Here is a 23,001-nt window from a genome sequence, read left to right as displayed (position 1 = left end):
TTGGAGGGATACACATGACAGAACAATTAAAAGAACGGAAAGTATTAAGTCTAAAAGAGCTTATTCAAAACAAAGTGAAGTACGAGCGGAAGGATGGAGGGGAATTAAAAACGTTACATGTAGATCGGTTGTCCTCAGATATCGTTATTGAAGTACCAAGTAAAGATGTATGCATGGACACTATTGATATGACAAAGGACGAAGAACAAGCAAAAAAGGCGGATGAGTATATTGTATACACCGTAATGCGTGAGCCTAATTTAAAAGATTCTGAGCTTCAAAAAGCTTATGAATGTGCTGAACCGATGGATATTGTAGGGAAACTATTCACGCCAGGTGAAATTACTGATATTTCTAACCTCGCCTTTGATGCAGCTGGTTTCTCCAGAGGTTCAGTAAGTGTGGTAAAAGAGCTAAAAAACTAATCGAGAGTGATGATGAAATGTATTTTTATCATCACTATATACAAAAAGGGTTCACCATGGACTATCTAATAAATATAGATTTTTGGACTAAACAGTTTATGGTTGCCAGCTTGGATATTGAATTGGCGAAACGCAATAAAGTCATCGACAGTGGAAACTGCATGCCAGTAATTCCATACTAGGAAGGCGGTGAAAATGAATGGCTAATCGCGTTATATCGGCAGTATTAAAATTCAGGGATGAAAATTTCTCTGAGGGATTAAGAAGAGCCAATAGCCAAGCTGGAGATTTCGGGCGGCAAATGCAGACCGTACAAAATAAAGTAGAAGGTTTCAAGAATACAGCCTCTAACGCTTTTAAAGCCGTCGGTGCGGCTGCTAGAGCTTTAGGGGCTGCGGGTATTGCAACGTTAGGGAGTGCTGTTGCAAAAGCAACCGTTGAAATGGATAGTTCGTTTTCAAAATTACAGGCACAAACGGGAGCTATGGGTGCAGACTTAAATGCACTTAAAGGCGCAGCAAAAGAAACCTTTACACGCGGTTATGGGGAAAATTTAGATGAAGTCTCTAATGCTGTAGCCAGGGTAAAACAAAATATGAAGAGTATTGATAATGGCGAGATTGCGAATGTAACATCTAACGCAATGTTATTAGCTAATACCTTTGATTCTGATGTGAACGAGGTAACGCGGGGCGTCAATAACACGATGAAAGCCTTTGGCGTTTCTTCTACAAAAGCATTTGATCTGTTTACAGCTGGTGGACAGCGGGGATTGAATTTTTCTAATGAAATGTTCGATAACATGGCTGAGTATGCGCCGTTAGCTGCTGAAATGGGATATAGCGCAGAGCAGTATTTTGGCATCTTAGAACGTGGGGCACAGGCAGGCGTATACAATTTAGATTATGTGAATTAACTATTACATGGTTCACATAAAACCCTTTTAATTGCTGGAACACCCTTATCTATATAGATTGGAGTAAAAGAATTTTCAATGTATAATTTTAGTAAGGGCAATCAGCAGGCAAGCTGTACAGGAGGGTTTTAATGTTTGAATTATATATGATTACTAATAAGAATAACGGTAAAAGATATATTGGATTTACCTCTGAGGGTTACTTAAAAAGGTTTAAGAATCATATAAAAGAGGCACGTCGAGGTGGAAACAGGCTTCTTTGTAAGGCAATTCGAAAATATGGTGAAGCAGTTTTTATCACAGAGCTTTTAGAAGTTGTCGAAAGTTATGAAGAAGCTATAAAACGAGAAAAAGAATTAATTTCTTTCTACAATACTTTCGCTGGAGATGAAGGAAGCTCGGGATACAATACTACTAGAGGCGGAGAAGGTAGTATTGGACATACTGTTCCTTTGGAATTACGCACAAAATTGAAAAGTCTACGCGAAGAAGAAGGGCGTTGGAAAGGTAATAATAACCCTAATTATCGAAATAAGCTTTTCAAGAACGGTGAACATGCTCGTGTTGGTGTAAAAATAACATTGGAAGGCAAAAGAAAAATTAGTGAAGCAAATAAAGGTAGGTTTGCAGGAATAAAACACCCCAACGCAGTTAAAAAGATAACATTCGCCAAAAAGCTAGATACTGGTGAGATTATCAAAAAAAACTCTTTTTATGAATTAAGAACCTTTTTAGAAAAAGAATTTAAAGTCAAAATCAACCGTTCTGGAGCATTAAAAGTAATGAGAGGAGAAGCTAGAAGTCATAATGGGTTCATCTTTTATCGCGAGAACGAAACTCCAGGGGAAATTTTTAAAGAGATTAGTTATCAATATGATAATAACATTAAAACACCTATCATTTTTGACTCTTTGAACCAAAAGGAAACACATCCGAACGCTAAAAATTACACAAGTTTCGCGAAAAATATTACTACTGGCGAACTATTAAAGTTTAATTCTTGGTATGAATGTAAACAGTATATGACTAATAATATTAACTCTAAATTTAATTACAGTGAAATGAAAAAATGTTTAGAAGGTAAAAGGAATTATGTTAGAGGTTATATTTTTTATCGAGAAGACGTGACGGATGCTAGTGTTTTCAAAGATTTAGAGAATGAGTACAGAAGCTTCAACGACTATCGAAAACACATCAAATGATGGAAGTGAGTAGAGTAGAGCGTAAGCGATTGACGTTCGAAACGGAGGGCATGCAGGCTCTCTTTTTTTATGCCTGCATGAAGATATAGTCTAATCTGTATGGTAACATACAGCAGTTCGTAAAAGAACGGCGCAAATGTAGCGAATTTGCGTGAATGTATTGGATGTAATGAAAGAATTCCAGATCAGATCAAAAGACGGGTCCAAAGCAACCACTGATGCAATGGGAGAATTGTCGAAAGGTACCCAAAAAGTATGGAAAGATTTTTTAAATGGTAAAGGTACCGTGGCCAATGTGGCTTCAACAGTAGTCAGTGAACTACAAGGCATGGATGATCAAGTTGCAGCCAATCAAATTGGGGTAGGGTTATTCGGAACGAAATTTGAAGATCTCGAAGCAGATGCGATGTATGCAATGCTCGGTAGCGCAGAAGCTATGAAAGGCTTCGAGGGGGCAACGGCTTCAGCCGCTGAAGCTGTCGAAAACTCGTTTACGAACCGTATTAAATCGGCATGGCGTGATATGACTGTAAGTATCGCTGAATCAGCCAATAGTCCAATCGGAAAAGAGTTTCTAGATGGTTTGGCTACAGCTGCTGAAAATATGGTGCCGAAAATTGAAGCTGTTGTGGAGAAAGCCTTTGAAATGGGTAATACCATCCGGGATAATTGGGGGCCGATTAAAGAAACGGTAATCGGAGTTACAGTTGCAGTAGCGGCTTTCAAAGTAGGAATGGCAACATTAACAATAGTTTCTACTGTCACCGGATTTATTAAAGCATATCGCTCAGCTTTGGCAACTGGTACTGCTGCTCAATGGGCTATGAATGCGGCTATGTCTGCAAATCCAGCAGGATTAGTAGTGATTGGAATTTCAGCATTAATTGCGGCAGGTGTCCTACTCTACAGAAACTGGGATCAAGTAAGTGCTGGTTGGGAAAAAGCCTGGAATCTTATCAAAAAAGGAGCGGCAGCAGGTGTCAATTTTGTAATTGACCAATTAAATGCGCTTATTGGAGTAATTAATAAAATTCCTGGCGTGAATATCCCTATTGTCCCTAAAGTGGAATGGGGCAACGTTAAACAGATGCCGGCACAGGACGGTAAAATCTATAATGCCAGTAGTTCCAGAACAGCTCAAGTTGCTGCTTCTTATGATGTAGGGTCGAACCGGATCACTCATGACCAATTTGCTAACATCCATAAGGATGAGATGATTATTCCAGCAAGACAAGCGGAAAGAGTACGGCAGGCAGGCGGAAATATCAACAACATTGATAAGTTAATCAGTAAATCCTCTCCAATAGCCGTTACAACGAGCGGGGATAACTGCAATGGGACTGGCACTATTCAAGTAATTATTCAGAATATCAGTGCTGCAGGCGTTACGGTCGCAGAGGTAGCGGGAGAGATTGTTTCAGAATTAAAATTGGCATTAGCCAATATGTAAGGGAGCAAATGAAATGGACATTATATTTTCTGCTGATAATCGCAAGGAAACGCTTCATTTGCCTATTATACCTGAGGAATTGGACGTTTCTTTTCCCCACAATAACGAGGTTTTTACCACAATTGACGGCGGGGATATCAATTTAATTGGGAAACCAGGGTTAAAATCCATTTCCTTTTCCTCATGGTTTCCCATGAAAGAATATCCTTTTGCAAAATCAAGTGTTTTGGCCCCTGAATGTAAAGAGTTCTTTGTGAAGTGGAAGAGGCTGAGAAAGCCTATTCGAGTCCTTATTATCAATAAGAACGGCTATACCTTTCACAATGAACTCTATGCCATTGATGACTTTACCTTTGGCTATGACCGTGTAGGAGACATGACGTATTCCTTAAAGCTGTCTCAATTCGTTGAAAAGCAGGTGAATAGCCAGTGACATATAAATTATCCGTAGAAGGAAAATCAATCGAAGGAATCGCAGGTAACTTATCCTGGTCAAGTGATAGCGAAACATTAGGGCAATCCCTTTCCTTTGAAATGCCTTTCGATAAAGACGGAGGGCTTTTTCCAACGGCTTTTATTGAACCAGGGAACAAAGTAACCTTACGGTACAATTCGGATCTCGTCTTTTTCGGCGTAGTGGTGGATGAAGATGCAGACGGCGAAAAACCACGTAAATACACTTGTTTTGATTTAGCGTTTTACTTAAATAAAAGTAGTGTAACGATGCAATTTAACAATGTCTCAGCTACTGCTGCTATTGAAGAACTATGCAAAAAATTCAATATTAAATGCGCAGTAACGGCCATACCTACCAAAATCAAAAAGATTTATAAGTCAACTGTTGTAAGTGAGGTATTGAAAGACATTTTAACGATTGCTGAAGAGAAAACAGGCAATAAATATCGCTTTGAAATGCAAGGGGATACCTTAGTTATTTTTATGTGGAAAGATAGGCATGTAAAAGTAGAAACGAAATGGATTAGTAACCCTAAACGTAGTCGATCTATCGAAAACATGAAGAATAGCATCGAAATTGTGTCAGGCGATGAAAAGAAAACAAAGTTACTAGCAACAGCTAAAGATGATGCCAGCATTAAAAAATACGGTTTGCTGCAGGAGTCCCATACCATTGATGATAAAGAGAAAGGGACAGCGAAAACAGTTGCAGCAAACTTATTGAAGGAGTTAAACCGGATTCAAGAAGAAGGATCTGTTTCTTTGTTGGGTAACTATGAAGTACGGGCAGGCAGGTTAATCACTATAGAAGAACCGTATACAGGGTTACAAGGCGATTATTACATTAAAAACGCCAGTCACACCATTTCTAACGGTATTCATTTAATGAATCTTTCATTAGGGGTGGTTGAATGAAAAAAGCAGTAGTGGAATTAGCGGGTATTATTAAAAAGAGTGCTCAAAGCGCTCCAACATATGAAGGGTTTTTAATCGGGAAAGTACTTGCGCCACCTCCAGAAATTCAAATAGGGATTGACGAGGGGATTGTCCTTAATCGGTCTCATTTATTCTTTTCGGCGAGCGTTTTAAATGACTATCAACGCGAGTTCGAAATAGAAGGTGATATGGATACTTTGGAAAACGGAAACCAGCCTTTCAAAGCCAAAGGAAAGATCAAGTGGACAGATACATTAAAAAAAGATGATTTAGTCCTGTTAGTACCTGCTGGTAATCAGCAAATGTACATCGTGATCGAGAAGGCGGTGGAATTATAATGTTTCCTGAAAACGTACAGGAGTATCTAGAAGAGGAAGAAGTTATATTAATGGATACAGCGCCTACCTACAACGGGAAGGCGTTTTTATATGACTTCAAAAAAGGGGACTTCATTTTAGAAAATGGAAAATTGGTTCAAGTTGAAGGATTAGAAGCCCTAAAAATATGGATTGAAAAGCTCCTTCGAACAGAAAAGTTTCGGTTTAAAATTTACGAAGATGTAGAGTATTGTGTCACTATTGAGGATCTAATAGGAGGCGTATGGCCTCCAGGCTTTGTTGAAGCTGAATTAAGGCGAGAAATCACTGAGGCGGCTATAACTAACCCCTATATTGAGGACTTAATCGAATGGAAATTCGAGAGAGACAGCAGTTATCTGCATATTTATTTTACGGTATTAACGCCAGAGGGAGCGTTTGAAATGGGGGTGGATTTTTAGATGGAGACAGTACAAGAAATCCATAGTCGCATGTTAGCGAACACAAGTAGCGAATTAGACCGTTCAAACGGTTCCTTCGTATTTGATGTTGAACGTGCTGCAGCCATTGAGTTTAATAAGCAACAAGAAAGCATCGCTAAAGTTCAAAGCAAACTGGATATCTACAACCTAACCGGCGATGAGCTTACGAGATATGTGTACCAACGTACCGGTATTAAAAGAAGACCGGCCACGAAAGCAACCGTACAAGTCATTATTTCGGGAGCTGAAGGAGCTGAAATGAAGGTAGGGGATGCTGTTGCTACAGATTCTCTAAATTTTGTCTCGTTGGAAAATCAAAAGATTGGGGCAAGTGGATCTATGGTGGTTGCTGTAGAAAGTGAACTACCTGGAAGGGCTGGCAATATTCCTGCTAACCATATCAACCGTTTTCCAATAACAATACCAGGGCTAGTGAACGTTTATAATCCAGAGCCAACAGCAAACGGTTATGAAGCTGAAACAGACGACGAATTAAGACAGCGTTACTTTGATAAGCTCCAGCGTCCAGGAAAGGCCGGCAATAAATATCATTATGAGGAATGGGCTAAAGAAGTGCCTGGCGTAGGTGCCGTCAAGGTATTCCCTAGATTTAACGGCCCATTAACAATGCACGTTATTTTGATTGACCAGAATGGGATGCCAGCACCGACAGATCTTGTTGAAAAGGTGCGTACTCATATTGAAGAAGAAATGCCTTTTGGTGTAGAGGAGTTGCTTATTGAAGCTGCTAAACCATTGGTGCTAGATCTGACAGTAGATTTAATTTTAGCTGAAGGATATTTAGTTGAAAAAGTCATTACGAATATCAAAGCCAATATAAGCGACTATTTAAAAAAGATTGCCCTTACATCTACCTTTGTGAGCTATGCAAAAATAGGCGCAATGATTATTGAAAGTGAAGGCGCTCTAGATTATCAAAATTTATTCATCAATGGCACTGCTGCAAACATTGCAATAGCAGAGGATGAAGTGGCTGTTATGGGAGGTGTAAATGAATGAATCACATGAGTGAGTATTTAAAGCATAAGGTGCTTAGGGAAAATTTAATAGCGTCGACTGCCTATGTTGCACTTTTTAACGAGACAACAGAAGTCAATAAAGCCAGTTATGCACGGCAGGCAGCTACCTTTGTAACGCCATCAAATGGGCAGACGTCCAACACGGCAGACGTGTTATTTCCTATCGCAAATGAAGCCTGGGGCAATATAACGCATATCGCTATTTTTGATGCAGCAACCGGTGGGAATTTGCTGTTTAAATCAGCTGCAGAGTTCGTAAAATCTATTGAAATTTCAAGTCAGTATAAAATACCAAAGAATTATTTGATTATCAGATTAAAGTAGGTGATTGAATGCATGCCATACCTAATACAACTTGGGAAGGCGTCTCATCGTATACGTGGGCCGACTTATCAGTACATCAATGGGAGTGTTTTAGAACGGCATTATTTGAGGTTGTAACCGAAAACGCAGCAATCGGGGTGGCAATCACCTCAGACAGTGCAACTCATCTAATAATTACGGAGCAATCAGCCAGGGGCGTATTGATTTTACAGACGCCGGTTATTATGCAATCTACATCTGAAATGGTCACAGGGATTGTTGTGTCAGAACGTGACTATAAGACAGATATGATTAAATATTTACCTCCATATGAACGAAAATCAATTGTGATTAACGAAATCATCAAAGCGTATGACAGGGAATTTCGCAACACCGAACAGTCCCTTGAAATTGCAAACCGGAACATCTTTTTTGATAGTGCGATTGAGTCCCTGCCAATTCTAGAGCGTGATTTAGGCATTGTTACAAAAAAGGGGCTGCGCTATGACCAGCGTCGTGAGCAGATCATTTCACGTAACATCGCCAGTTTTGCTCAAACGACAGAAGAAGTTATTAAATCGGTGGCAGCAGCTTACAGCAATGGGGAAGTGGATGTAAGGTCTACTGATATACCTGGCGTATACGAAATTAAATTTGTTGGTGTGAAAGGAATACCCGAGAATATCGAGGGATTAAAACAAGCGATTGATATTGTAGTACCAGCTCATTTGGACTTCCAGTACACCTACGCATTTAATGCATGGGAATTTTTAAGGAATAAAACTTGGGGGGATGTCCAGCACCTCAGCTGGAGTGATCTACAAATTTGGGACGGGGTGAGTCAATGAATTATACAAAGAAATACAAATTAAAAAAGCCTGAGCCCTTCGAAAACGTACTCGTAACAGATTTAAATGAAAACATGGACATAGTGGACGAGGAATTATCGAAGATTAGTGCATCTCAAACAGAAGGTACGCAACAACTTGCTATACATGTGGAGGAAATCATGCCTCACACTTATATTGATAATGGTGTGAAGTATCGCTGGGGGTTTCGGACAGTAAACGGTGAGCCACAATTTATTTACGAGGAGGTTTTGTAAGTGGAAGTATTGAAAATAGCTACACAAACATTACAGTTAGCTATTCAGACGGCAGTTGCAGGAGTAAAGTCTGTGGTTGATGCTATTAAAGTAACTACTGATGCAACTAAAATAAAGGTAGATACTACAGCGAATAAGGTTGATTCTATTGATATTAAAGTAGGATCTTTGTTTGATGGGCGTGTCGTAAAGAGTGTTCAAAGAGGAACAGCGAATACACAAGCAGAGGCTGCTATAAATGTGGTGATAGCCTCGGTCAATTTAAGTAGATCGTTTTTAGAATTAACTGGAAGCAACTCGGGTAACACAGCAATAAAAGGGAAATTAACAAATAATACAACGATTTCCATATACGGTGGAGCTTATATAACTGCTGAATGGCAAGTGATTGAATTTTATTAAGGGAGTGGATTTATGTTTAACTATGCACAACTGAACGAGAAAGATATAGTTATCGGCATCAGCCATTTAAAAGGTGAAGTACATGCTGACAACATGATTTTAATTAATGATTTTGAAGTAGTAATCGGAAGTATCTATAACCGAAGTACAAGAGAATTTACGCCACCCATACTACAACCCGGACCAATGGAAACTCCGTCGATAGAAGAACAAATTCTTGCAGAAGCGCAATATCAAACAGCCCTACTAGAAGTAAATACGTTAGGAGGAAATGTATAATGACACCAGCTCAAATCTGGGAAAAGATGATTAAAGGGAAAGTGTACTCAAAGGCTGCTGTAACGACGCGTGTAAATACGGTCTTCGCGGTTCGTCAATTAAATGATGAAGAGTATGTTACTTTAATTGAACTAATAGAAACAACGTATATTGAAACTGTATAGCGTTCATATAAAAAACGTAGGGATAATGTAAATATTTTATTACAAACAAATAAGAACATAACATAGTTAGCATTATTTTATTATATCTCTCTTAATTTATCTAAAGTAATATTAAGATATAAGATTAATGAGGAGAGAGTTACTTGGCAAATTTAATAGATTTAATTATATCGATGCAAAATGAAGTGCAAGTTTTATCGATTGGAAGAAACAATAACTATACTACAGCATGGTACCGTAATGAAGGAAAAACATATTTAATTAATATAGATCCTGTAAATAAGGATGATTTTTTCGAGCCTAACACCCACAATCCTAATATTAGTATTCCAGGATTTATAGATGCTTTACTTGAAGCGATATTTGAATATAAATTAAGGTAATCATAAATTACCTCTCACAAGATTCGTGCCAAAATGCGTAGCAAAGCATTTCAAAAATAAATAACAGATTTATAAGAGGACATATCAAATCGATATGTTTTTTATTTTGCCCTCCAAACATTTGGAGGGTTATTTATATGCAAAAATACAGAGGAGCGTGAGCTTACATGGAGGGAATTAATTTGAATTATTTAGAAGTTGCACATTTACATCTATTTGGCGGTGTTAAATTTCTACACCTTTTATTACTTTTGATGGGACTTGATATTGTTACTGGTATTTTTAAAGCTATCAAAAACGGCAACTTATGGAGCCGGAAAAGTTTGTTTGGATATGCTCGTAAATTATTGGTATTGATAGTAATCATTACGGCAAATATTATTGACCAGGTACTGAGCCTTGGGGGAACATTAACCCTTGCAACAGTGCTTTTTTATATTGCCAATGAAGCACTCTCTATCACGGAAAACATGGCCGAATTAGAAGTGTTGGTGCCACAAAATTTGGCCGAAAAATTAAAGGTAATTGAAGCGACAAAACATGAGAAACCAACTGTATCAACGGTGGTTTTAGAAGAACTGGCTGGTAAAGAAGTAGATACAGAACTACGGAAGGGTGATAAAAAATGAGTATAACGAAAACTAACCGAGACTTATCAGCACTCACTGGAGCTGCACAATTAGCCTGCCGTCTATTATTTCAAGAATGCTACAGGGCTGGGATCAATGACATCTTCATCACGGAGACTCATCGATCACAGGCGCGACAGAATTATTTGTATGAACAAGGTCGGACACGGCTAGTTGATAGCAGTGGCAAAAAGCTCTCTAAAGTAACATGGACAAAAGTTTCCAATCATACATCTGGTAGAGCGTGGGATATTGCTGTTGCTCCACCGAAAAACCTATATGATCTTATCACTCTAAAAAAAGTGGGTGCGATTGCTAAAAAGCTTGGCATTACATGGGGTGGCTACTGGCCAGCGAGCCAATATGATGCACCTCATTTCGAAATCCCGGTGAATTGGAAAGCACCAGCTGGCTACAAATTAGAGGGCACTGTGATTGTTCCATCCAATAGCAAGTTACGTGTTCAATTAATTGTTAGCGACAAGGGACAAGCCATTGAAGGTGTTAATGATGGTAGATTATATCGGGTGCAATCTGGAACATTCAAAACACAAGTTCAAGCCAATGTTGCAAAGGCGTCTCTCGGTAAACATAATATTGCTAACACGGATTATGTGCGAGTTGTGCAAGAGGGAACTGACTGGCGATTTATCACTGGAACTTACCAGACACAGGCTGTAGCCAATAATGCAATTACAGAAATGAAGAGACACGGTATCTTACAATATGCAGAAGCAGTTCCTTCGTAAAAACGAATCCCGTTACCTTAATTGGTAGCGGGATTTTTGTGCTGGATTTATTTACTTTTCACCAAATAAAAAAACGCACTCGCTGCGTTTTTGAAAAAGGTAATTTTTCGAAAAACAAAAAAGTCACAAAAAGATAACATAAATTCTGAAAAAATCCGGAAGCTCACGAAATCCAATCTTTGTACATGTGGGAAAAACCTTGATATAATAGGCATTGCGAATATAAATGAAAGAGGGCGAAAATATGAACGCTTACGAAGAATATATGCGTCAAGTGACGATGCCAATGCGTACTGAACTAACGGAGGCAGGCTTTACAGAACTAACGACTGCAGATGAAGTAAATGAATTTATGGCGACGGCACAAGGGGTTTCCCTAGTTGTCATCAATTCGGTATGTGGATGTGCCGCAGGACTCGCTCGTCCGGCTGCTCGTGAAGCAATTGAAATGGTGAAACCGGATAATTTAGTAACGGTATTTGCAGGACAGGACCCAGATGCAACAGCAACAATGCGTGCTTTCTTTGAAGATGTGCCGCCAAGTTCACCTTCAATGGCTATTTTAAAGGGTGGGGAGTTAGCGTACTTCATTCCCCGCGAAAACATCGAAGGTTTCCCGATGGAACAAATCCGCGACCATATTGCTGATGTATTAAAGCAAGTATGCGCGGAATAACAGTTGTTACGACTGGAGGCAGACCGGATGAAATGTCTGAGCGGCTTGCAAAAGAGGCCTGTGAAGCTCTAGACCTCGACTTCGTGCCTCGCAAAAAGCGCTCTGTTGCGAAAATGGGTAAGGAATATGACGCTCATGTGATTGTAGCAGGCAAAGATCGATATGAATATTATCCGAAAGGTGCTTCGGTGCCTTTCTTTTTTCATCCGAATTCTGCAGCATTCCGTTTAAAGCGGCTGGATCGCGGAGAAATAGACCCGATGGTTGCAGCATGTGAATTGAAGCAAGGAGATTCGTTTTTAGACTGCACGCTTGGGATTGGTTCGGATAGTCTCGTTGCGGCGTTTGTAGCTGGGCAGTCAGGAAAAGTTGTTGGAGTTGAAGCAAATCCAAATGTCGCCTTTACTGTAGAAAGAGGCATGCAGACGTACGATACTACAGAGCTCCCGCTTACTGCATGCATGAGGCATATCAAGGTTATATGCAGCGAAGCTGTCACTTATTTAAAAGCTTTACCGGATCATTCCTTTGATGTCGTCTATATGGATCCCATGTTTGAGGAAACCATTGAAGAATCAAATAACTTTGAGGCACTCCGTGAGGCAGGAGAGCATCTGGCGTTAACAAAAGAGTGGGTGGAGGAAGCAGTCCGTGTAGCAAAACGCCGGGTTGTCCTGAAAGCGCATTTCAGATCCGAATGGTTTGATGAATTCGGCTTCCAGCGGGATATCCGGCCGACATCCAAGTTTCACTATGGCTATATTGATAAAGAGTAAACTATTTACCAATGTATGATTCTATTTGATTTTACAAAACATTGGTAACGTGTTATACTAGCCAGGTGCTATTTTAGATGGCTCGTTATATAAATTGGCATTCTAACTAGTTGCTTTTGTTGAAGCTTATTCACACTGGCGCTAGCTTAAGGGCAGCAAGGACGCAGTAGAAGGTTGGGATTGCGTTGCTTAAGTTGTAGAAAGTATTAGTTGAATTTTACCGCGGTTAAACACAGGGAGGATTGACTCCCGACATAAATAAAATTCCCCGGATGATCGGGTTGAGACATGACATTTATACTAACAGGCTATCTATTAAATACTAAAGGGGTACTCTCGGAACCGAGGGTGCCCCTTGTCCAATTCTAGGGAAAATATTGCTGAAAATCGCAATGAAAAAATCACCCGAGGGATGCCTGGGTGATTTTTGAGATTAATCTGTGAAGCATAATGAAGTTAGGTAAGCCAACATTAAGAATAGGCCTAAACTGATCGCGAATGTTCCGCTCATTTAGAAAAACCTCCCTTGAATAAAAAAACATATAAGTCCATAAGTATTGTACAATGAATAAGAAAAAGATGAAACCTTTTCAGTTATCATTCGTATAATTAAGTATAGAATGAACTTGGAAATATGTACATAAACGGACGGTGAAATTTATGAAGAAATGGTTACAAAAAGGGCTTATGATCTCGGTCGCGGTCCTGACATTAGGAATCATCGCGCCGAATCACGAGATTTGGCATCACCTTGAAGAAGGTAAGGAACTCCGCTCTCATAATCCAACTGTTAATGATATTACATCAGCCATCCAGCTCGATCAGCTGCCGATAGACGAGCATCAGGATAAAGCGGACGACCCGCACCAGCTCGTGCAAACAATGAAGACGACCGCTAAAGAACAGGCATACATAAAGTTTGGCACACGCATCGCTCCGGTAATTGGTGATGATTTTGAAACACGTATTTTCCCAAAAATGGAGGAAGCGATTGATTTCACATTAGCACGCCTTGATCAAGATACAATGCGCTCGCTGACAATTACGGAAAGACCGAGCGGCAATTATTCAGAAAAGATTTTCCACATTAAAAATACACAAACGAAGGAAGATATTATCCGCTTCCACGTGCGGACAGAAAACCGCCTGGACGAAGGATACTACTATAACTTCCACTATCATACATTTGAAGACCGGTTCGCTAAGCATTATGACCTTGGTGAAATCTATTGGAGCAAGAATACACCTCCAAAATGGTTATCCTAAAAAATCTCGAACACCTGTATATATTGCAGGTGTTTTTTGTTGCTCTAAACGTTGATATATCAACGTTTTGGTGGATTTTAATTTGCTGTAAACATTTTGCATATTGCTTTAAAATTCGTTGCATAAAATAGGGTGCCCCAAAAAGTGCCCCAAATTGGCTCACTTTTTGATTTCATTAAAGGGATTTAAGGAGATAATTTCATCCATGATATTTGATGCTTGAATTTCATCCTTTTCAAAAGAATGAGCATAGATTTTGTAGATTGTTTCAGGTGTATCTCCAACCAATGCAGCAACAGTTGTAATAGGGACATTATTAGATAATTGGATTGAGACAAATGTATCTCTTAAATAATGGGGAGTGAAGTGGGGGATATTCTCACGTTCACAGATTAAGTCAATAATCCTTTTTTTATATCGTTCACCTATAGGTTGCCAGCGTAAGTAACAATGACATGACCATAATTAAATCCCACTTTAATAAGAGGATCGAATAGCTCTCGTTGTATAACTAAATTGGTTACATTTTTAATTTTGTGATAACCAATTGCATTCAATACATAGCTTTTCATTACATAGTTATGGTTTCTTTCAGAAGTTAGTTTCCACTTCGCTTTATATGCAACTTGCTCAAGAAAAGCTCTCTAACATAAAAAAAATGTGATTATAAACAGACTCGGTGCTGAGTTAGCCCAAATGAAAATAGAAATTATCCAGTTGAAAGGAAGTGCTTCCTCATGAATTTCTGGAAAATGGCTTTTAATTTGAAGTGGTTTACGGCTAGCAGTTGTGACTGAGAGTAATTTGTTTGGTGAGATTACACCTGAGCAGTATAAGGAAATTACGAAGCAAGATTTCTAAAATGCAGCATAAGCTAGCATGATTTTTATTGTTGAATTAGAAATGGATTACTGTATGGTGAGGGGAAATAAGTGATACAGTTAGAAGCTAGGTATTGATTTTAGAGGGTTTTTATCCATAATAGAAACTAAAGGGGATGATTCCGCGTTGACTGAAAAGAATGTCCACACAGAAGTTGTAGGAGATCTAATAGTTACCCATCTGATAGGTAAGATAAAAGTAGAGGACGTTAATGATTGGTTTAATGGTTTTGAGCTAGTCTGTCAACAATTCATTTCAGAAGACCGACAATTTAGATTGTTGGTAGATAGAAAAGGATATATTCCTGACCATTTTTCTGTTCAGAAAGAATGGAAAGATAAATTTTTTAATGAATCCATACTAAAGCACAGCAAAGCAATCGCATTTCTTCTTGAAGAAGGAGAGATATTGAACTATTTAAAGGAATCCAACACAAAAGAGTCCGTTGGTTTTTTTGATAATTATGAACAAGCATTCAAATGGTTAATTGGATATTCTCAGTAATTGATTATAAGTAGCAGATGTAACGCTTTTACCAATAACAATATGCCTTCCACAACCATCTGTGGAGGGCTTTTATTTTGCAATGAATTAGGAAGGATGGAGATGCCACAAACGGAAGGGAGTGCATCTATGTTTATGACAGTTAAGAATTATGAAGAGCGTATTACAATCCTTGAAAAGAACGATAGGGACCATTAGGAGAAGCTGGAAACGTTTGACAGAATTAAAGAACCAAAATACAGAGCTAGAAAATACTGTGCTGAAGGATAATAGGGAGACCCGTAACGTGTTAAATGCGCAAATGGAAAAATTGTTTACGTTGACGGAAAATGCAATGGGTTACCAAAGTAATCGTTCCGCTCAGCAACATGAATTTAAAATCTTGAAGTGGAACACCATAGCCCACGTTGTCTTTAAGGTGTGTGGTGCGTTTAGTGTTCTGGGTGCTTCAGGTGGAATTATCTACATGATCATTGAGTACTTTATTTCAAAATAGGAGGGATCCATTATGGATTTAACATTTTTATTAGTCATTGCTGCATCGATTGCCGTTTTTGTAGCAGCAGCCATTGAGGTAGTCAAATGTACAACAAATTTACCAACACGCTATTTGCCGATTACATCCATTGTAGTCGGTATTTTTGTTGCTGTAATTGTCAGTCCTTATGACTATTACACGATGGTCATTGCAGGGGCTGTAGCGGGGTTATCAGCATGTGGCTTATTTGATCTAACAAAAATCACAAAGGAGTGAGTTCAATGGGGAAAAGTAATTCTTCCGCCATCCGCAGATACGTATTTGACGCTTTCAGAACGTGCTAACATTGCAAACAGAGCACAGGTTGATTTATTTATTTCATTTCATGAGAACAGTGCTACTAATAAATCGGCCACAGGTTATGAAGATTATACATCAGGTACTACTGCACCAGCGAAGGTTGCAGCACGTAAAGCTTTTCAACAATGTAGTTGCTCAATTTCTACAGAATAAAGGCATTCGGAACCGGGGAATGAAAACAGCCAGTTATCAGGTGCTTCGCTAGACGACAATGCCGGCCATTTTAGTGGAACATTTATTTATCTCTAATAGTGAGGATTTAAAGTTACAGACAAATCCACAATTCATTGAAGAGTCAGCTCAAACATATGCATCGGCTATCCGAGCAGCTCTTAAATCAATTGGCAAACCAAACGGCACAGTATGTCTGGACGCTGGACATGGAGGTCATGATGCCGGAGCCGTAAACGGAAAAGAATTCGAGAAAAACCATGTGCTACGACAGGTGCTACGTATTAAGCAGATTCTCGAAGGAGGAGGTGAATCGGTATCGTCTGATTCTATCGGTTATAAGATAGTAGAGGGGGCTAAAGCTTTTCGTATTCAATTTGGCCGTTATGCCACAGAGGAAGCGATGCTAAAAGCGATGAATGAATTGCTGCAGTAAGGTTACTTGTTATATGCTGAGCCTCTGCAGTCTAATAACATCGAAAACGGCTGGCGCTTCGTCAGTGGTAAATATACATCCCTTTATGCTGCAGTAGCTGCTGCTACTAAAATCATCAACGCTGGCAAACTAGGCTAGGTGACAATCAGTGGTACAATTAATTAAGTAAAGTTGAAGCCCGTTACCTTAATTTATAGCGGGCTTTTTGTATTTATTCACCTTGTAACTGTTTCTCACGCGCTGCAATTTATTGTTTTACTTCGTTTAAGTCATCTATCCCTTTTTGTCGGTAATAATAATGGTCTAGAAATGACTTTGAAATCAAATTGATATAAAAGAAAGAATTAATGCTATTCTTTCTTTATTTTGCTAGTAATCCCTTTAATCCAATTAGCAAATAATAAATTTCTCTCTTCGAAACTTTTATTATTTGGTATTTTTAGAACCTGTAATTCACTTGGTAAAGATAGCAACTTCTCTCTTAAGTCAATATTATTTATGGATTCCTCGTCAACGAAAATCAGATCTTCCCCATCTTCTAACTTCTCATATACACGGCCAGTATAATCTAAACCATCTATTGTTGCTTCAATATGTCCTCTAACACGTGGATTTAAATAAACATGATTTCCTTTAAGTTTAGATAGCGAATGCATAAAAGCCTCTAATCTTATTTTGTTAATATAAAATGTATATGCATAATATAATTGTTTGTGCTTAGTTAGATTAATATCAAAAGCTTCATATCGGACGCATATATCTGTTTCCTTAGGTGATTTCCTGCTGTACCAATCAGAAAATGGCATCAAGCGTTCTTTTACTAAGAAAGCTATATTGTTATGGTCTAAATCACAACCATAACTTAAAATAAAAATTTCTTTACGTTCATTCACTTAGCTGGAGACCCCCATGCTGGTAAAGTGTTATAGTTCAAAAGAGTTTGCTCGTGATGATATTTAAAATTACCATATTTAAGGTGATAATGCCAATTTGTAATAGTAACGTTTCTTTCAAGCCCAACATGTCCTTGCATTATTTCACTACCATTTTTACCATATATAGAGAAAATAAGTTCGCCTTGCCTAATTCTATTAGCTCCAATACCGTGATTCAGTCAGCATCGTTATATGAATTCGTTTTTCTCATAACTACATACTACCAAACAACGAGTAGTTTGAAAGGCTAATAAGTAAAATATTTTCAAAAATGCCTGTAAAAGGAGAAATAGGCGTAGTTTGAGCCTATTGTTTTTTATTTAGGAGCATAAGTATGGAATTAGAAAAAAATCGAGTAGTTATAAGAATAACCACTCGATGAAAGAAGACATATGAAGATTTAGAATTACTTGCATAAAAAGTGAAGGAAAAGAACAGTAACACCAATCTTGTAACGTGTTTCTAGGGGAATTGAGTTATAATCGTCGAGGAAGCTTGTTATTTCTGATGGTTCAACATTAGCATATGCAGCTAATGTTTCGACGCTTATATCGTAATACGCCATTAAGCTTGTGATAACCCCTCTAACTCTCCCGTCTTCATCTTCCGCTTCCATGGATAAAGTAAGTAAAGTAATTCTGTAATATAGTTCTCTAGGGATAGAACTATCATCTATAATGCCTTTTGCATACTTCGTTATAGTATCTTCGGGAACGCCAGTAATTTTACTTAATGACTTTGAAGAGAACTTATATTTATCGAAAAGCAAGTTTAATAGATCTTTACCGTCAGGTGTTACTTCTACTTCTTCGTACTCCAATTAATTCACCATCTTCCTTATTTTATTTATTACAGATTTCCCGAATCCATGAAGTCAATTAGCTTTTGGTCCAGGTAATCGAGTTTAATCCAACATAAGCAACTGTTGTACCTAATACGAATGCTGCCCCCTCCATAGAAGCTGGGTATCGATGAGTTGAAAGACCACCGTATTTAACTTTACCACTAAACAGGCTAAGAGGGGATTAAACTTTTAAATCAAAGCTGATACCCCAAAAGTGCCCCAAAATATTACGTCAGAATTTACAATATTACTTATGGCAAAAAAAGAGCGCGCATTTAAACCCTGATAATAAAAGGCCTGCTGTATGAAAAATTATTCATTACAAATTTCATATAACTCTAGAGCAAGAATACACCTCCAAAATGGTTATCTTAAATAATCTCTAACACCTGTATTTATTGCAGGTGTTTTTATTACTTTATAACAATTTCATAATTTATCTCGTTACGCCGAAAACCTCCATACAAAGTCAAAATAAGCGCTTATAGCTAGTGGAGAATGAAACCTGTTTAAAAAGCCGGATTGAGAGAATCTGGTAAATAGTAGTTGAGATCGCTGCAAGAAGATTATCCGGGGCGACGATGCACAAAATTGTTGAGATGATTGTACGGAAATTCTGCAACACGCAGCCAAACTTTGAGGTAACAGTGGCAGGGTGGCTTTAACGAGGAGAGCGATTAAGAAATCGCTCCAAAGAATTCAAAAAAGCTTGTCTTCATTGGTACTGCCCAAATATATGCACCAAGTAATACAGATGGGCCGAGAAAAAAGTTATAGATTTTAGCTGAAAGTATCTTTGTGAATATTAATCCATAGATACTAACCCAAAAAGGTGGAGTACCGATAAGTGGAATGAAAGGCTGGTTTATATACGATAAGTTCCCACCACGGCACTATACCTTAATTATTGAGCTTCGGATCTTCAATATAACAATGAAAGTTTGGCATTTCCTATTTACATCTGCGGAGCTTCCATACCATACTTTGCCCATTCTTCTTTAGAAGGACCATAAATACCAGGGACATCCAATCCTGCCTGCCGCATCAGCACAGTCATTTGGCCACGATGGTGGCTTTGATGTTGGAGTAAAAACATTAATAATGAACCATTTGGCATTTGTTGACCTAGAAAATCAATATGTTCATTTAATGTACAGTCAGTCCATTGTGCCTTTAATGCCTTTACAAATGCATTGTTAGCTTGAAGATAGCTATCTGCTATATATTGAGCGGAAGTCGGCACAGGATAATCTTTAGCTGGGGCTTCGAAGGTTAAGCTTGTATTCGAAGTGATAATCCGTATAGCAGTAACTATATGCCAACCAATGCGTCCTAACGTCCAATTTTCTGATGTTATCCTCTGTTTAAGTGATTCATCAGTAAGATTATTAAGAAGTTTTTGTGTAGTATTGGCTTCGAACTCCCAAGATGATAAAAAATTGCTTAAAGTCTGAAACATAAAAATCCTCCTAATAAATAGTTTTCCTTCCATGCATCTATAGCCGCTTATACACCCATTTGAGTGGAATAGAACGAGCTCAAAGCCTTTGAAGATAAGCAGCAAAAAAGCCGCAGTTTGTTGACTTATATACTAATATTTACAACCGAAACAAGACACATATCAAGCCGATTGAGATAGCGATGATCGGGAAGGGCTTGTTTGGGTATAGTAACGGGAAAAAAACGTACAGTATGAGCCAGCCTTACGGATAGAGACGAAGGACTTCTACCGGACGCTCTTAATCAATAATCGTTTGACTTCTTTAGTATTCATGTCATGAAGTAAAGTATTATAAACTATCAGACATAAACATCTTATGAGTCAATTTAATAAATTCATTTAAGGGTTGTGTTACTAGTTTGTTCTTATGCCAAGCAATTTGAGTATAAAGAGGAGATGAGAAAGACTTCCATGGCAGTTCCTTCATTCGCCCCTCTTCAATATCTTTTTTCACCACCATCTCAGGTAGCAGCGCCACTCCTAATCCTGCAATTACACATTGTTTGATGGCTTCTATACTAGCAAATTCTATTTTATCTAATGGATATATTCCGAGGGAATTTAAGTATTCTTCGAATATATTTCGATAAGAACAGCCAGCTTCTGTAAGCAAGAGAGTTTCATGCTTCAGCACATCTATAGAAGGTGAAGAAAAAGATTGGCTGGGAGCGGCAACCAATTTTAACTCCTCCTTAGATAGTTGCTCTACTATTAACGAACCATCAGGTTTCTTTTTATCCATAATAAAAGCAACATCCAACAATCCTTCCATAAGCTGTTTTCTAGCCATTTCGTCAGAATGAGCAGGTTTAAATACTAGCTTTACTTTTGGAAATGCAACCTTAAACTCTTTAAGAATAAACGGTAATCGATAGGTGCACTGACTCTCCTGAGCGCCTATTGTTAGAGTACCAGTTAATTCTTCTTCTCCGTTTACAGCTGTAATTGCTTCTTGGCTTAAATTAATCATTTTTTCAGCATATATCTTAAAGAGGTGACCGGCTTCTGTTAAAATCAGTCGTTTACCTAAACGCTCAAATAGGGGTTTACCAATTTCATCTTCAAGGGCTTTGATTTGAGCTGTAACAGTTGATTGAGCAAAATTCAACAATTTCGCCGTTTGAGTAAAGTTCAGATTTTCTGCAGCCAGCTTAAATGTAATCAATTGTTTAACTTCCATTTTATCATCCTTTTTTAAATCGGTTTTTTCGATGTATCTAATCAAAATAATCGTCTTTGACGATTTATCAATTTATTATAAGATATTAATATTCGAAGAACCATATTAGAATACTCAAAGAAAGGGAGAGTCCAAAATGACAATAGCAGTTATTTACGGTGGAAACCGCTCAAACGGGAACACAGAATTTTTAACAAAGTTGGCAATTCAAGGCCTGGATGTAGAAGAAATATATCTGAAGGATTATTCAATTGATCCGATAATGGATAAGCGACATACAGAAGAAGGTTTTCCTACTATCAATGATGATTATAACTCCATTATTGACCGTATTCTTCCACATGATATTCTTATTTTTTCTACCCCGATCTATTGGTATAGCATGACGGGAACAATGAAGAACTTTATTGATCGCTGGTCACAATCCTTAAGAGACTCAAATTATCCAGATTTCAAGGCTACAATGGGTTCCAAAAAAGCATTTGTCATTGCTGTGGGTGGAGATCAGCCATACATTAAAGGTTTACCAATGATTCAGCAGTTTCAGCATATTTTTGACTTTGTAGGGGTAGCCTTTGAAGGATATATTCTTGGAGAAGGAAACAAACCGGGTGATATTTCACAGGACTTGAAAGCACTGTCTGCAGCTGAACACCTAAGAAAAAAGTTACACTAATCTTCCGATTCATTGAAAATACAAGAAAGATTGGAGTATATGTGCTAACAGACATTGTCAAATTTATTATTGATAGTTATAAATACTTTTTGGTAGCTTTTATATGTTTTTATAAAGTTAAGTCTTAGTTTACTTCAAGCATTTAAATTGCGAAGCTTAAATTCTACTAGTTTTTTCATTGCAGGCATTTTATTTTATAAATGTATAATGGTAGTTCCTAAAAAGCGATTATTACCTCTCTTATGTTAGAAACACTATTGTTTGGGTTTTTCACCTTTTGTGTTAGGCAGGTTTTTATCGGGTTACTATTTATCTTCACAGGTATTGGGTTACTGACATTAAAATTTCCATTCATATATCATGTTCTTAATCTATAGGAATACGAAAACTTGCTTTATATTTGTGAACAAAATATAAAATCGTAACTCATATGATTTTGAAAAAATAAGAGAAAAATGCCTATATTTCAACTGAAATATAGGCATTAGTATTAGTCTGTTTTTAATAGGGAGTACATATTAATGTCGATATATTTTCCCTTCGATTTTTCATACTGTCTTAAGGTTCCTTCAAATGTGAAATGTAGTTTTTGCAAAACTCTAATTGAATTCATGTTCTCAGGTTCTACCTTTGCTTCAATTCTGTTTAGCTTTAAATTCTCAAACGCATAGTCAATCAGTGCACGAATACCTTCGGGAGCATAACCCATTCCCCAGAAAGCTTTAGCGATGTCATAACCGATTTCAGCTTTGTCATTGTCCAAGTCTATGGAATTGAAACCGCATGTACCAACTAGTTCGTTTGACTTTAATTCAATCATACTAAAACGAATAGCTTGATTTACCTGAGACAATTCATCGAGAAGCTCAATCATTTCTTTCGCCTGGTGTTCACTGGTGAAATTTGAGATGTTCATAAATTTGGTTACTTCCGGATCGGACCAAATTGTAAACAATTTTTGTGAATCTGACGCTGTCATTTTTCTTAAAAGCAGCCTTTGTGTGTGCAGTTCTTGAATCAATACTTTTACCTCCAATATTTTGAATCATTCGGATGAAAAAATATTGCTATCTGTGCA

33 protein-coding genes and 1 pseudogene are annotated in these 23,001 nt (G+C 38.0%); 29 read left to right on the top strand and 5 right to left on the bottom strand.

Features of this window, described 5'->3' with window-relative positions; genetic code table 11:
* Nucleotides 1–14: 14 nt before the first annotated feature.
* The 28 genes and pseudogenes from AA0Y26_RS12805 to AA0Y26_RS12670 all read left to right on the top strand — a co-directional run bounded on the left by AA0Y26_RS12805 (nt 15) and on the right by AA0Y26_RS12670 (nt 16,925).
* Complete coding sequence (locus AA0Y26_RS12805; RefSeq protein ID WP_413362231.1) at nt 15–425, top strand: phage tail assembly chaperone; 411 nt, start codon at nt 15–17, stop codon at nt 423–425.
* A gap of 199 nt (nt 426–624) precedes the next feature.
* Nucleotides 625–1,341 (top strand): phage tail tape measure protein, encoded by a 717-nt coding sequence (locus AA0Y26_RS12800; RefSeq protein ID WP_413362229.1) that lies wholly within the window; start codon nt 625–627, stop codon nt 1,339–1,341.
* Nucleotides 1,342–1,472: 131 nt separating this feature from the next.
* A complete protein-coding gene (locus AA0Y26_RS12795) occupies nt 1,473–2,543 on the top strand; it encodes a GIY-YIG nuclease family protein (protein WP_413362227.1) in 1,071 nt (356 codons plus the stop codon).
* A gap of 160 nt (nt 2,544–2,703) precedes the next feature.
* Nucleotides 2,704–3,993 (top strand): hypothetical protein, encoded by a 1,290-nt coding sequence (locus AA0Y26_RS12790; protein WP_413362225.1) that lies wholly within the window; start codon nt 2,704–2,706, stop codon nt 3,991–3,993.
* Between the two features lie 13 nt (nt 3,994–4,006).
* Complete coding sequence (locus AA0Y26_RS12785; protein WP_413362223.1) at nt 4,007–4,426, top strand: hypothetical protein; 420 nt, start codon at nt 4,007–4,009, stop codon at nt 4,424–4,426.
* Nucleotides 4,423–5,364, top strand: a complete 942-nt coding sequence (locus tag AA0Y26_RS12780) for a hypothetical protein (RefSeq protein WP_413362221.1) — start codon at nt 4,423–4,425, stop codon at nt 5,362–5,364. The genes AA0Y26_RS12785 and AA0Y26_RS12780 overlap by 4 nt, the downstream gene beginning before the upstream one ends.
* Entirely contained in the window at nt 5,361–5,723 is a 363-nt protein-coding gene (locus tag AA0Y26_RS12775) for a DUF2577 domain-containing protein (protein ID WP_413362219.1), read from the top strand. The genes AA0Y26_RS12780 and AA0Y26_RS12775 overlap by 4 nt, the downstream gene beginning before the upstream one ends.
* The gene (locus tag AA0Y26_RS12770) at nt 5,723–6,163 is read left to right on the top strand and encodes a DUF2634 domain-containing protein (protein WP_413362217.1); all 441 of its coding nucleotides are present in this window, start codon (nt 5,723–5,725) and stop codon (nt 6,161–6,163) included. The genes AA0Y26_RS12775 and AA0Y26_RS12770 overlap by 1 nt, the downstream gene beginning before the upstream one ends.
* Nucleotides 6,164–7,204, top strand: coding sequence for a baseplate J/gp47 family protein (locus tag AA0Y26_RS12765; protein ID WP_413362215.1), 1,041 nt, complete (start codon nt 6,164–6,166; stop codon nt 7,202–7,204).
* Nucleotides 7,201–7,548 carry a hypothetical protein gene (locus tag AA0Y26_RS12760; RefSeq protein WP_413362213.1) on the top strand — a complete coding sequence of 116 codons (348 nt, stop codon included), beginning with the start codon at nt 7,201–7,203 and terminating at the stop codon, nt 7,546–7,548. The genes AA0Y26_RS12765 and AA0Y26_RS12760 overlap by 4 nt, the downstream gene beginning before the upstream one ends.
* Nucleotides 7,549–7,556: 8 nt before the next feature.
* Complete coding sequence (locus AA0Y26_RS12755) at nt 7,557–8,375, top strand: putative phage tail protein (RefSeq protein ID WP_413362211.1); 819 nt, start codon at nt 7,557–7,559, stop codon at nt 8,373–8,375.
* Nucleotides 8,372–8,632 carry a hypothetical protein gene (locus AA0Y26_RS12750; RefSeq protein WP_413362209.1) on the top strand — a complete coding sequence of 87 codons (261 nt, stop codon included), beginning with the start codon at nt 8,372–8,374 and terminating at the stop codon, nt 8,630–8,632. Before AA0Y26_RS12755 ends, AA0Y26_RS12750 begins: the two co-directional genes overlap by 4 nt.
* Nucleotides 8,633–9,034 (top strand): hypothetical protein, encoded by a 402-nt coding sequence (locus AA0Y26_RS12745; RefSeq protein ID WP_413362207.1) that lies wholly within the window; start codon nt 8,633–8,635, stop codon nt 9,032–9,034.
* 12 nt (nt 9,035–9,046) lie between these two features.
* Nucleotides 9,047–9,313 carry a hypothetical protein gene (locus AA0Y26_RS12740; protein ID WP_413362206.1) on the top strand — a complete coding sequence of 89 codons (267 nt, stop codon included), beginning with the start codon at nt 9,047–9,049 and terminating at the stop codon, nt 9,311–9,313.
* Nucleotides 9,313–9,477: a hypothetical protein gene (locus AA0Y26_RS12735; RefSeq protein WP_413362204.1), complete on the top strand. Its 165-nt coding sequence runs from the start codon at nt 9,313–9,315 to the stop codon at nt 9,475–9,477. Before AA0Y26_RS12740 ends, AA0Y26_RS12735 begins: the two co-directional genes overlap by 1 nt.
* Before the next feature lie 143 nt (nt 9,478–9,620).
* The gene (locus tag AA0Y26_RS12730) at nt 9,621–9,860 is read left to right on the top strand and encodes a hypothetical protein (protein ID WP_413362202.1); all 240 of its coding nucleotides are present in this window, start codon (nt 9,621–9,623) and stop codon (nt 9,858–9,860) included.
* 182 nt (nt 9,861–10,042) lie between these two features.
* Nucleotides 10,043–10,489, top strand: a complete 447-nt coding sequence (locus AA0Y26_RS12725) for a holin family protein (RefSeq protein ID WP_413362200.1) — start codon at nt 10,043–10,045, stop codon at nt 10,487–10,489.
* Nucleotides 10,486–11,238 carry a M15 family metallopeptidase gene (locus AA0Y26_RS12720; RefSeq protein WP_413362198.1) on the top strand — a complete coding sequence of 251 codons (753 nt, stop codon included), beginning with the start codon at nt 10,486–10,488 and terminating at the stop codon, nt 11,236–11,238. Before AA0Y26_RS12725 ends, AA0Y26_RS12720 begins: the two co-directional genes overlap by 4 nt.
* Nucleotides 11,239–11,482: 244 nt before the next feature.
* Nucleotides 11,483–11,914, top strand: a complete 432-nt coding sequence (locus AA0Y26_RS12715; protein WP_413362196.1) for a BrxA/BrxB family bacilliredoxin — start codon at nt 11,483–11,485, stop codon at nt 11,912–11,914.
* Nucleotides 11,902–12,690 (top strand): class I SAM-dependent methyltransferase, encoded by a 789-nt coding sequence (locus AA0Y26_RS12710; RefSeq protein ID WP_413362194.1) that lies wholly within the window; start codon nt 11,902–11,904, stop codon nt 12,688–12,690. The genes AA0Y26_RS12715 and AA0Y26_RS12710 overlap by 13 nt, the downstream gene beginning before the upstream one ends.
* Before the next feature lie 660 nt (nt 12,691–13,350).
* Nucleotides 13,351–13,956, top strand: coding sequence for a YpjP family protein (locus AA0Y26_RS12705; protein WP_413362192.1), 606 nt, complete (start codon nt 13,351–13,353; stop codon nt 13,954–13,956).
* Between the two features lie 737 nt (nt 13,957–14,693).
* Nucleotides 14,694–14,817: pseudogene (locus AA0Y26_RS12700) on the top strand (XkdX family protein).
* A gap of 93 nt (nt 14,818–14,910) precedes the next feature.
* Complete coding sequence (locus tag AA0Y26_RS12695) at nt 14,911–15,342, top strand: STAS/SEC14 domain-containing protein (protein ID WP_413368190.1); 432 nt, start codon at nt 14,911–14,913, stop codon at nt 15,340–15,342.
* A 214-nt stretch (nt 15,343–15,556) separates the two neighbouring features.
* Nucleotides 15,557–15,838, top strand: coding sequence for a hypothetical protein (locus AA0Y26_RS12690; protein ID WP_413362190.1), 282 nt, complete (start codon nt 15,557–15,559; stop codon nt 15,836–15,838).
* A 12-nt stretch (nt 15,839–15,850) separates the two neighbouring features.
* Nucleotides 15,851–16,096 (top strand): holin, encoded by a 246-nt coding sequence (locus AA0Y26_RS12685; RefSeq protein WP_413362188.1) that lies wholly within the window; start codon nt 15,851–15,853, stop codon nt 16,094–16,096.
* A gap of 18 nt (nt 16,097–16,114) precedes the next feature.
* On the top strand, nt 16,115–16,333 hold the full coding sequence (locus AA0Y26_RS12680; protein WP_413368189.1) for an N-acetylmuramoyl-L-alanine amidase family protein: 219 nt from the start codon (nt 16,115–16,117) through the stop codon (nt 16,331–16,333).
* Nucleotides 16,334–16,391: 58 nt separating this feature from the next.
* Nucleotides 16,392–16,787, top strand: a complete 396-nt coding sequence (locus AA0Y26_RS12675; RefSeq protein ID WP_413362186.1) for an N-acetylmuramoyl-L-alanine amidase — start codon at nt 16,392–16,394, stop codon at nt 16,785–16,787.
* Between the two features lie 6 nt (nt 16,788–16,793).
* On the top strand, nt 16,794–16,925 hold the full coding sequence (locus tag AA0Y26_RS12670) for a hypothetical protein (RefSeq protein WP_413362184.1): 132 nt from the start codon (nt 16,794–16,796) through the stop codon (nt 16,923–16,925).
* A 212-nt stretch (nt 16,926–17,137) separates the two neighbouring features.
* On the opposite strand, the gene AA0Y26_RS12665 is transcribed toward AA0Y26_RS12670, so the two are convergent.
* The 4 genes from AA0Y26_RS12665 to AA0Y26_RS12650 all read right to left on the bottom strand — a co-directional run bounded on the left by AA0Y26_RS12665 (nt 17,138) and on the right by AA0Y26_RS12650 (nt 21,247).
* On the bottom strand, nt 17,138–17,680 hold the full coding sequence (locus tag AA0Y26_RS12665) for a hypothetical protein (protein WP_413362182.1): 543 nt from the start codon (nt 17,678–17,680) through the stop codon (nt 17,138–17,140).
* A gap of 448 nt (nt 17,681–18,128) precedes the next feature.
* On the bottom strand, nt 18,129–18,542 hold the full coding sequence (locus AA0Y26_RS12660) for an HTH domain-containing protein (RefSeq protein ID WP_413362180.1): 414 nt from the start codon (nt 18,540–18,542) through the stop codon (nt 18,129–18,131).
* Nucleotides 18,543–19,521: 979 nt separating this feature from the next.
* The gene (locus AA0Y26_RS12655; protein ID WP_413362178.1) at nt 19,522–20,025 is read right to left on the bottom strand and encodes a DinB family protein; all 504 of its coding nucleotides are present in this window, start codon (nt 20,023–20,025) and stop codon (nt 19,522–19,524) included.
* A gap of 331 nt (nt 20,026–20,356) precedes the next feature.
* Nucleotides 20,357–21,247 carry a LysR family transcriptional regulator gene (locus AA0Y26_RS12650; RefSeq protein ID WP_413362176.1) on the bottom strand — a complete coding sequence of 297 codons (891 nt, stop codon included), beginning with the start codon at nt 21,245–21,247 and terminating at the stop codon, nt 20,357–20,359.
* A 136-nt stretch (nt 21,248–21,383) separates the two neighbouring features.
* On the opposite strand from AA0Y26_RS12650, the gene AA0Y26_RS12645 reads away from it, so the two are divergent.
* On the top strand, nt 21,384–21,923 hold the full coding sequence (locus AA0Y26_RS12645) for a flavodoxin family protein (RefSeq protein WP_413362174.1): 540 nt from the start codon (nt 21,384–21,386) through the stop codon (nt 21,921–21,923).
* Between the two features lie 490 nt (nt 21,924–22,413).
* Here the strand turns inward: AA0Y26_RS12645 and AA0Y26_RS12640 are convergent, their stop codons facing one another.
* On the bottom strand, nt 22,414–22,944 hold the full coding sequence (locus tag AA0Y26_RS12640; RefSeq protein WP_413362172.1) for a GNAT family N-acetyltransferase: 531 nt from the start codon (nt 22,942–22,944) through the stop codon (nt 22,414–22,416).
* Nucleotides 22,945–23,001 lie beyond the last annotated feature (57 nt).

The sequence above is a fragment of the Lysinibacillus canaveralius genome (assembly GCF_047301505.1).
Taxonomy (GTDB): domain Bacteria; phylum Bacillota; class Bacilli; order Bacillales_A; family Planococcaceae; genus Lysinibacillus_B.
The sequence above is the reverse complement of the archived record's forward strand: the minus strand, read 5'-3'. Positions and strand labels throughout refer to the sequence as shown.

What these genes read in the sequence shown, in the direction of transcription:
- AA0Y26_RS12740 (WP_413362206.1), top strand. Translation starts at nt 9,047, where the DNA reads ATGTTTAACTATGCACAACTGAACGAGAAAGATATAGTTATCGGCATC.
- AA0Y26_RS12770 (WP_413362217.1), top strand. Translation starts at nt 5,723, where the DNA reads ATGTTTCCTGAAAACGTACAGGAGTATCTAGAAGAGGAAGAAGTTATA.
- AA0Y26_RS12800 (WP_413362229.1), top strand. Translation starts at nt 625, where the DNA reads ATGGCTAATCGCGTTATATCGGCAGTATTAAAATTCAGGGATGAAAAT.
- AA0Y26_RS12750 (WP_413362209.1), top strand. Translation starts at nt 8,372, where the DNA reads ATGAATTATACAAAGAAATACAAATTAAAAAAGCCTGAGCCCTTCGAA.
- AA0Y26_RS12650 (WP_413362176.1), bottom strand. Translation starts at nt 21,247, where the DNA reads ATGGAAGTTAAACAATTGATTACATTTAAGCTGGCTGCAGAAAATCTG.
- AA0Y26_RS12715 (WP_413362196.1), top strand. Translation starts at nt 11,483, where the DNA reads ATGAACGCTTACGAAGAATATATGCGTCAAGTGACGATGCCAATGCGT.
- AA0Y26_RS12675 (WP_413362186.1), top strand. Translation starts at nt 16,392, where the DNA reads ATGCCGGCCATTTTAGTGGAACATTTATTTATCTCTAATAGTGAGGAT.
- AA0Y26_RS12735 (WP_413362204.1), top strand. Translation starts at nt 9,313, where the DNA reads ATGACACCAGCTCAAATCTGGGAAAAGATGATTAAAGGGAAAGTGTAC.
- AA0Y26_RS12805 (WP_413362231.1), top strand. Translation starts at nt 15, where the DNA reads ATGACAGAACAATTAAAAGAACGGAAAGTATTAAGTCTAAAAGAGCTT.
- AA0Y26_RS12705 (WP_413362192.1), top strand. Translation starts at nt 13,351, where the DNA reads ATGAAGAAATGGTTACAAAAAGGGCTTATGATCTCGGTCGCGGTCCTG.
- AA0Y26_RS12765 (WP_413362215.1), top strand. Translation starts at nt 6,164, where the DNA reads ATGGAGACAGTACAAGAAATCCATAGTCGCATGTTAGCGAACACAAGT.
- AA0Y26_RS12775 (WP_413362219.1), top strand. Translation starts at nt 5,361, where the DNA reads ATGAAAAAAGCAGTAGTGGAATTAGCGGGTATTATTAAAAAGAGTGCT.
- AA0Y26_RS12785 (WP_413362223.1), top strand. Translation starts at nt 4,007, where the DNA reads ATGGACATTATATTTTCTGCTGATAATCGCAAGGAAACGCTTCATTTG.
- AA0Y26_RS12755 (WP_413362211.1), top strand. Translation starts at nt 7,557, where the DNA reads ATGCATGCCATACCTAATACAACTTGGGAAGGCGTCTCATCGTATACG.
- AA0Y26_RS12720 (WP_413362198.1), top strand. Translation starts at nt 10,486, where the DNA reads ATGAGTATAACGAAAACTAACCGAGACTTATCAGCACTCACTGGAGCT.
- AA0Y26_RS12685 (WP_413362188.1), top strand. Translation starts at nt 15,851, where the DNA reads ATGGATTTAACATTTTTATTAGTCATTGCTGCATCGATTGCCGTTTTT.
- AA0Y26_RS12760 (WP_413362213.1), top strand. Translation starts at nt 7,201, where the DNA reads ATGAATCACATGAGTGAGTATTTAAAGCATAAGGTGCTTAGGGAAAAT.
- AA0Y26_RS12655 (WP_413362178.1), bottom strand. Translation starts at nt 20,025, where the DNA reads ATGTTTCAGACTTTAAGCAATTTTTTATCATCTTGGGAGTTCGAAGCC.
- AA0Y26_RS12710 (WP_413362194.1), top strand. Translation starts at nt 11,902, where the DNA reads ATGCGCGGAATAACAGTTGTTACGACTGGAGGCAGACCGGATGAAATG.
- AA0Y26_RS12645 (WP_413362174.1), top strand. Translation starts at nt 21,384, where the DNA reads ATGACAATAGCAGTTATTTACGGTGGAAACCGCTCAAACGGGAACACA.
- AA0Y26_RS12795 (WP_413362227.1), top strand. Translation starts at nt 1,473, where the DNA reads ATGTTTGAATTATATATGATTACTAATAAGAATAACGGTAAAAGATAT.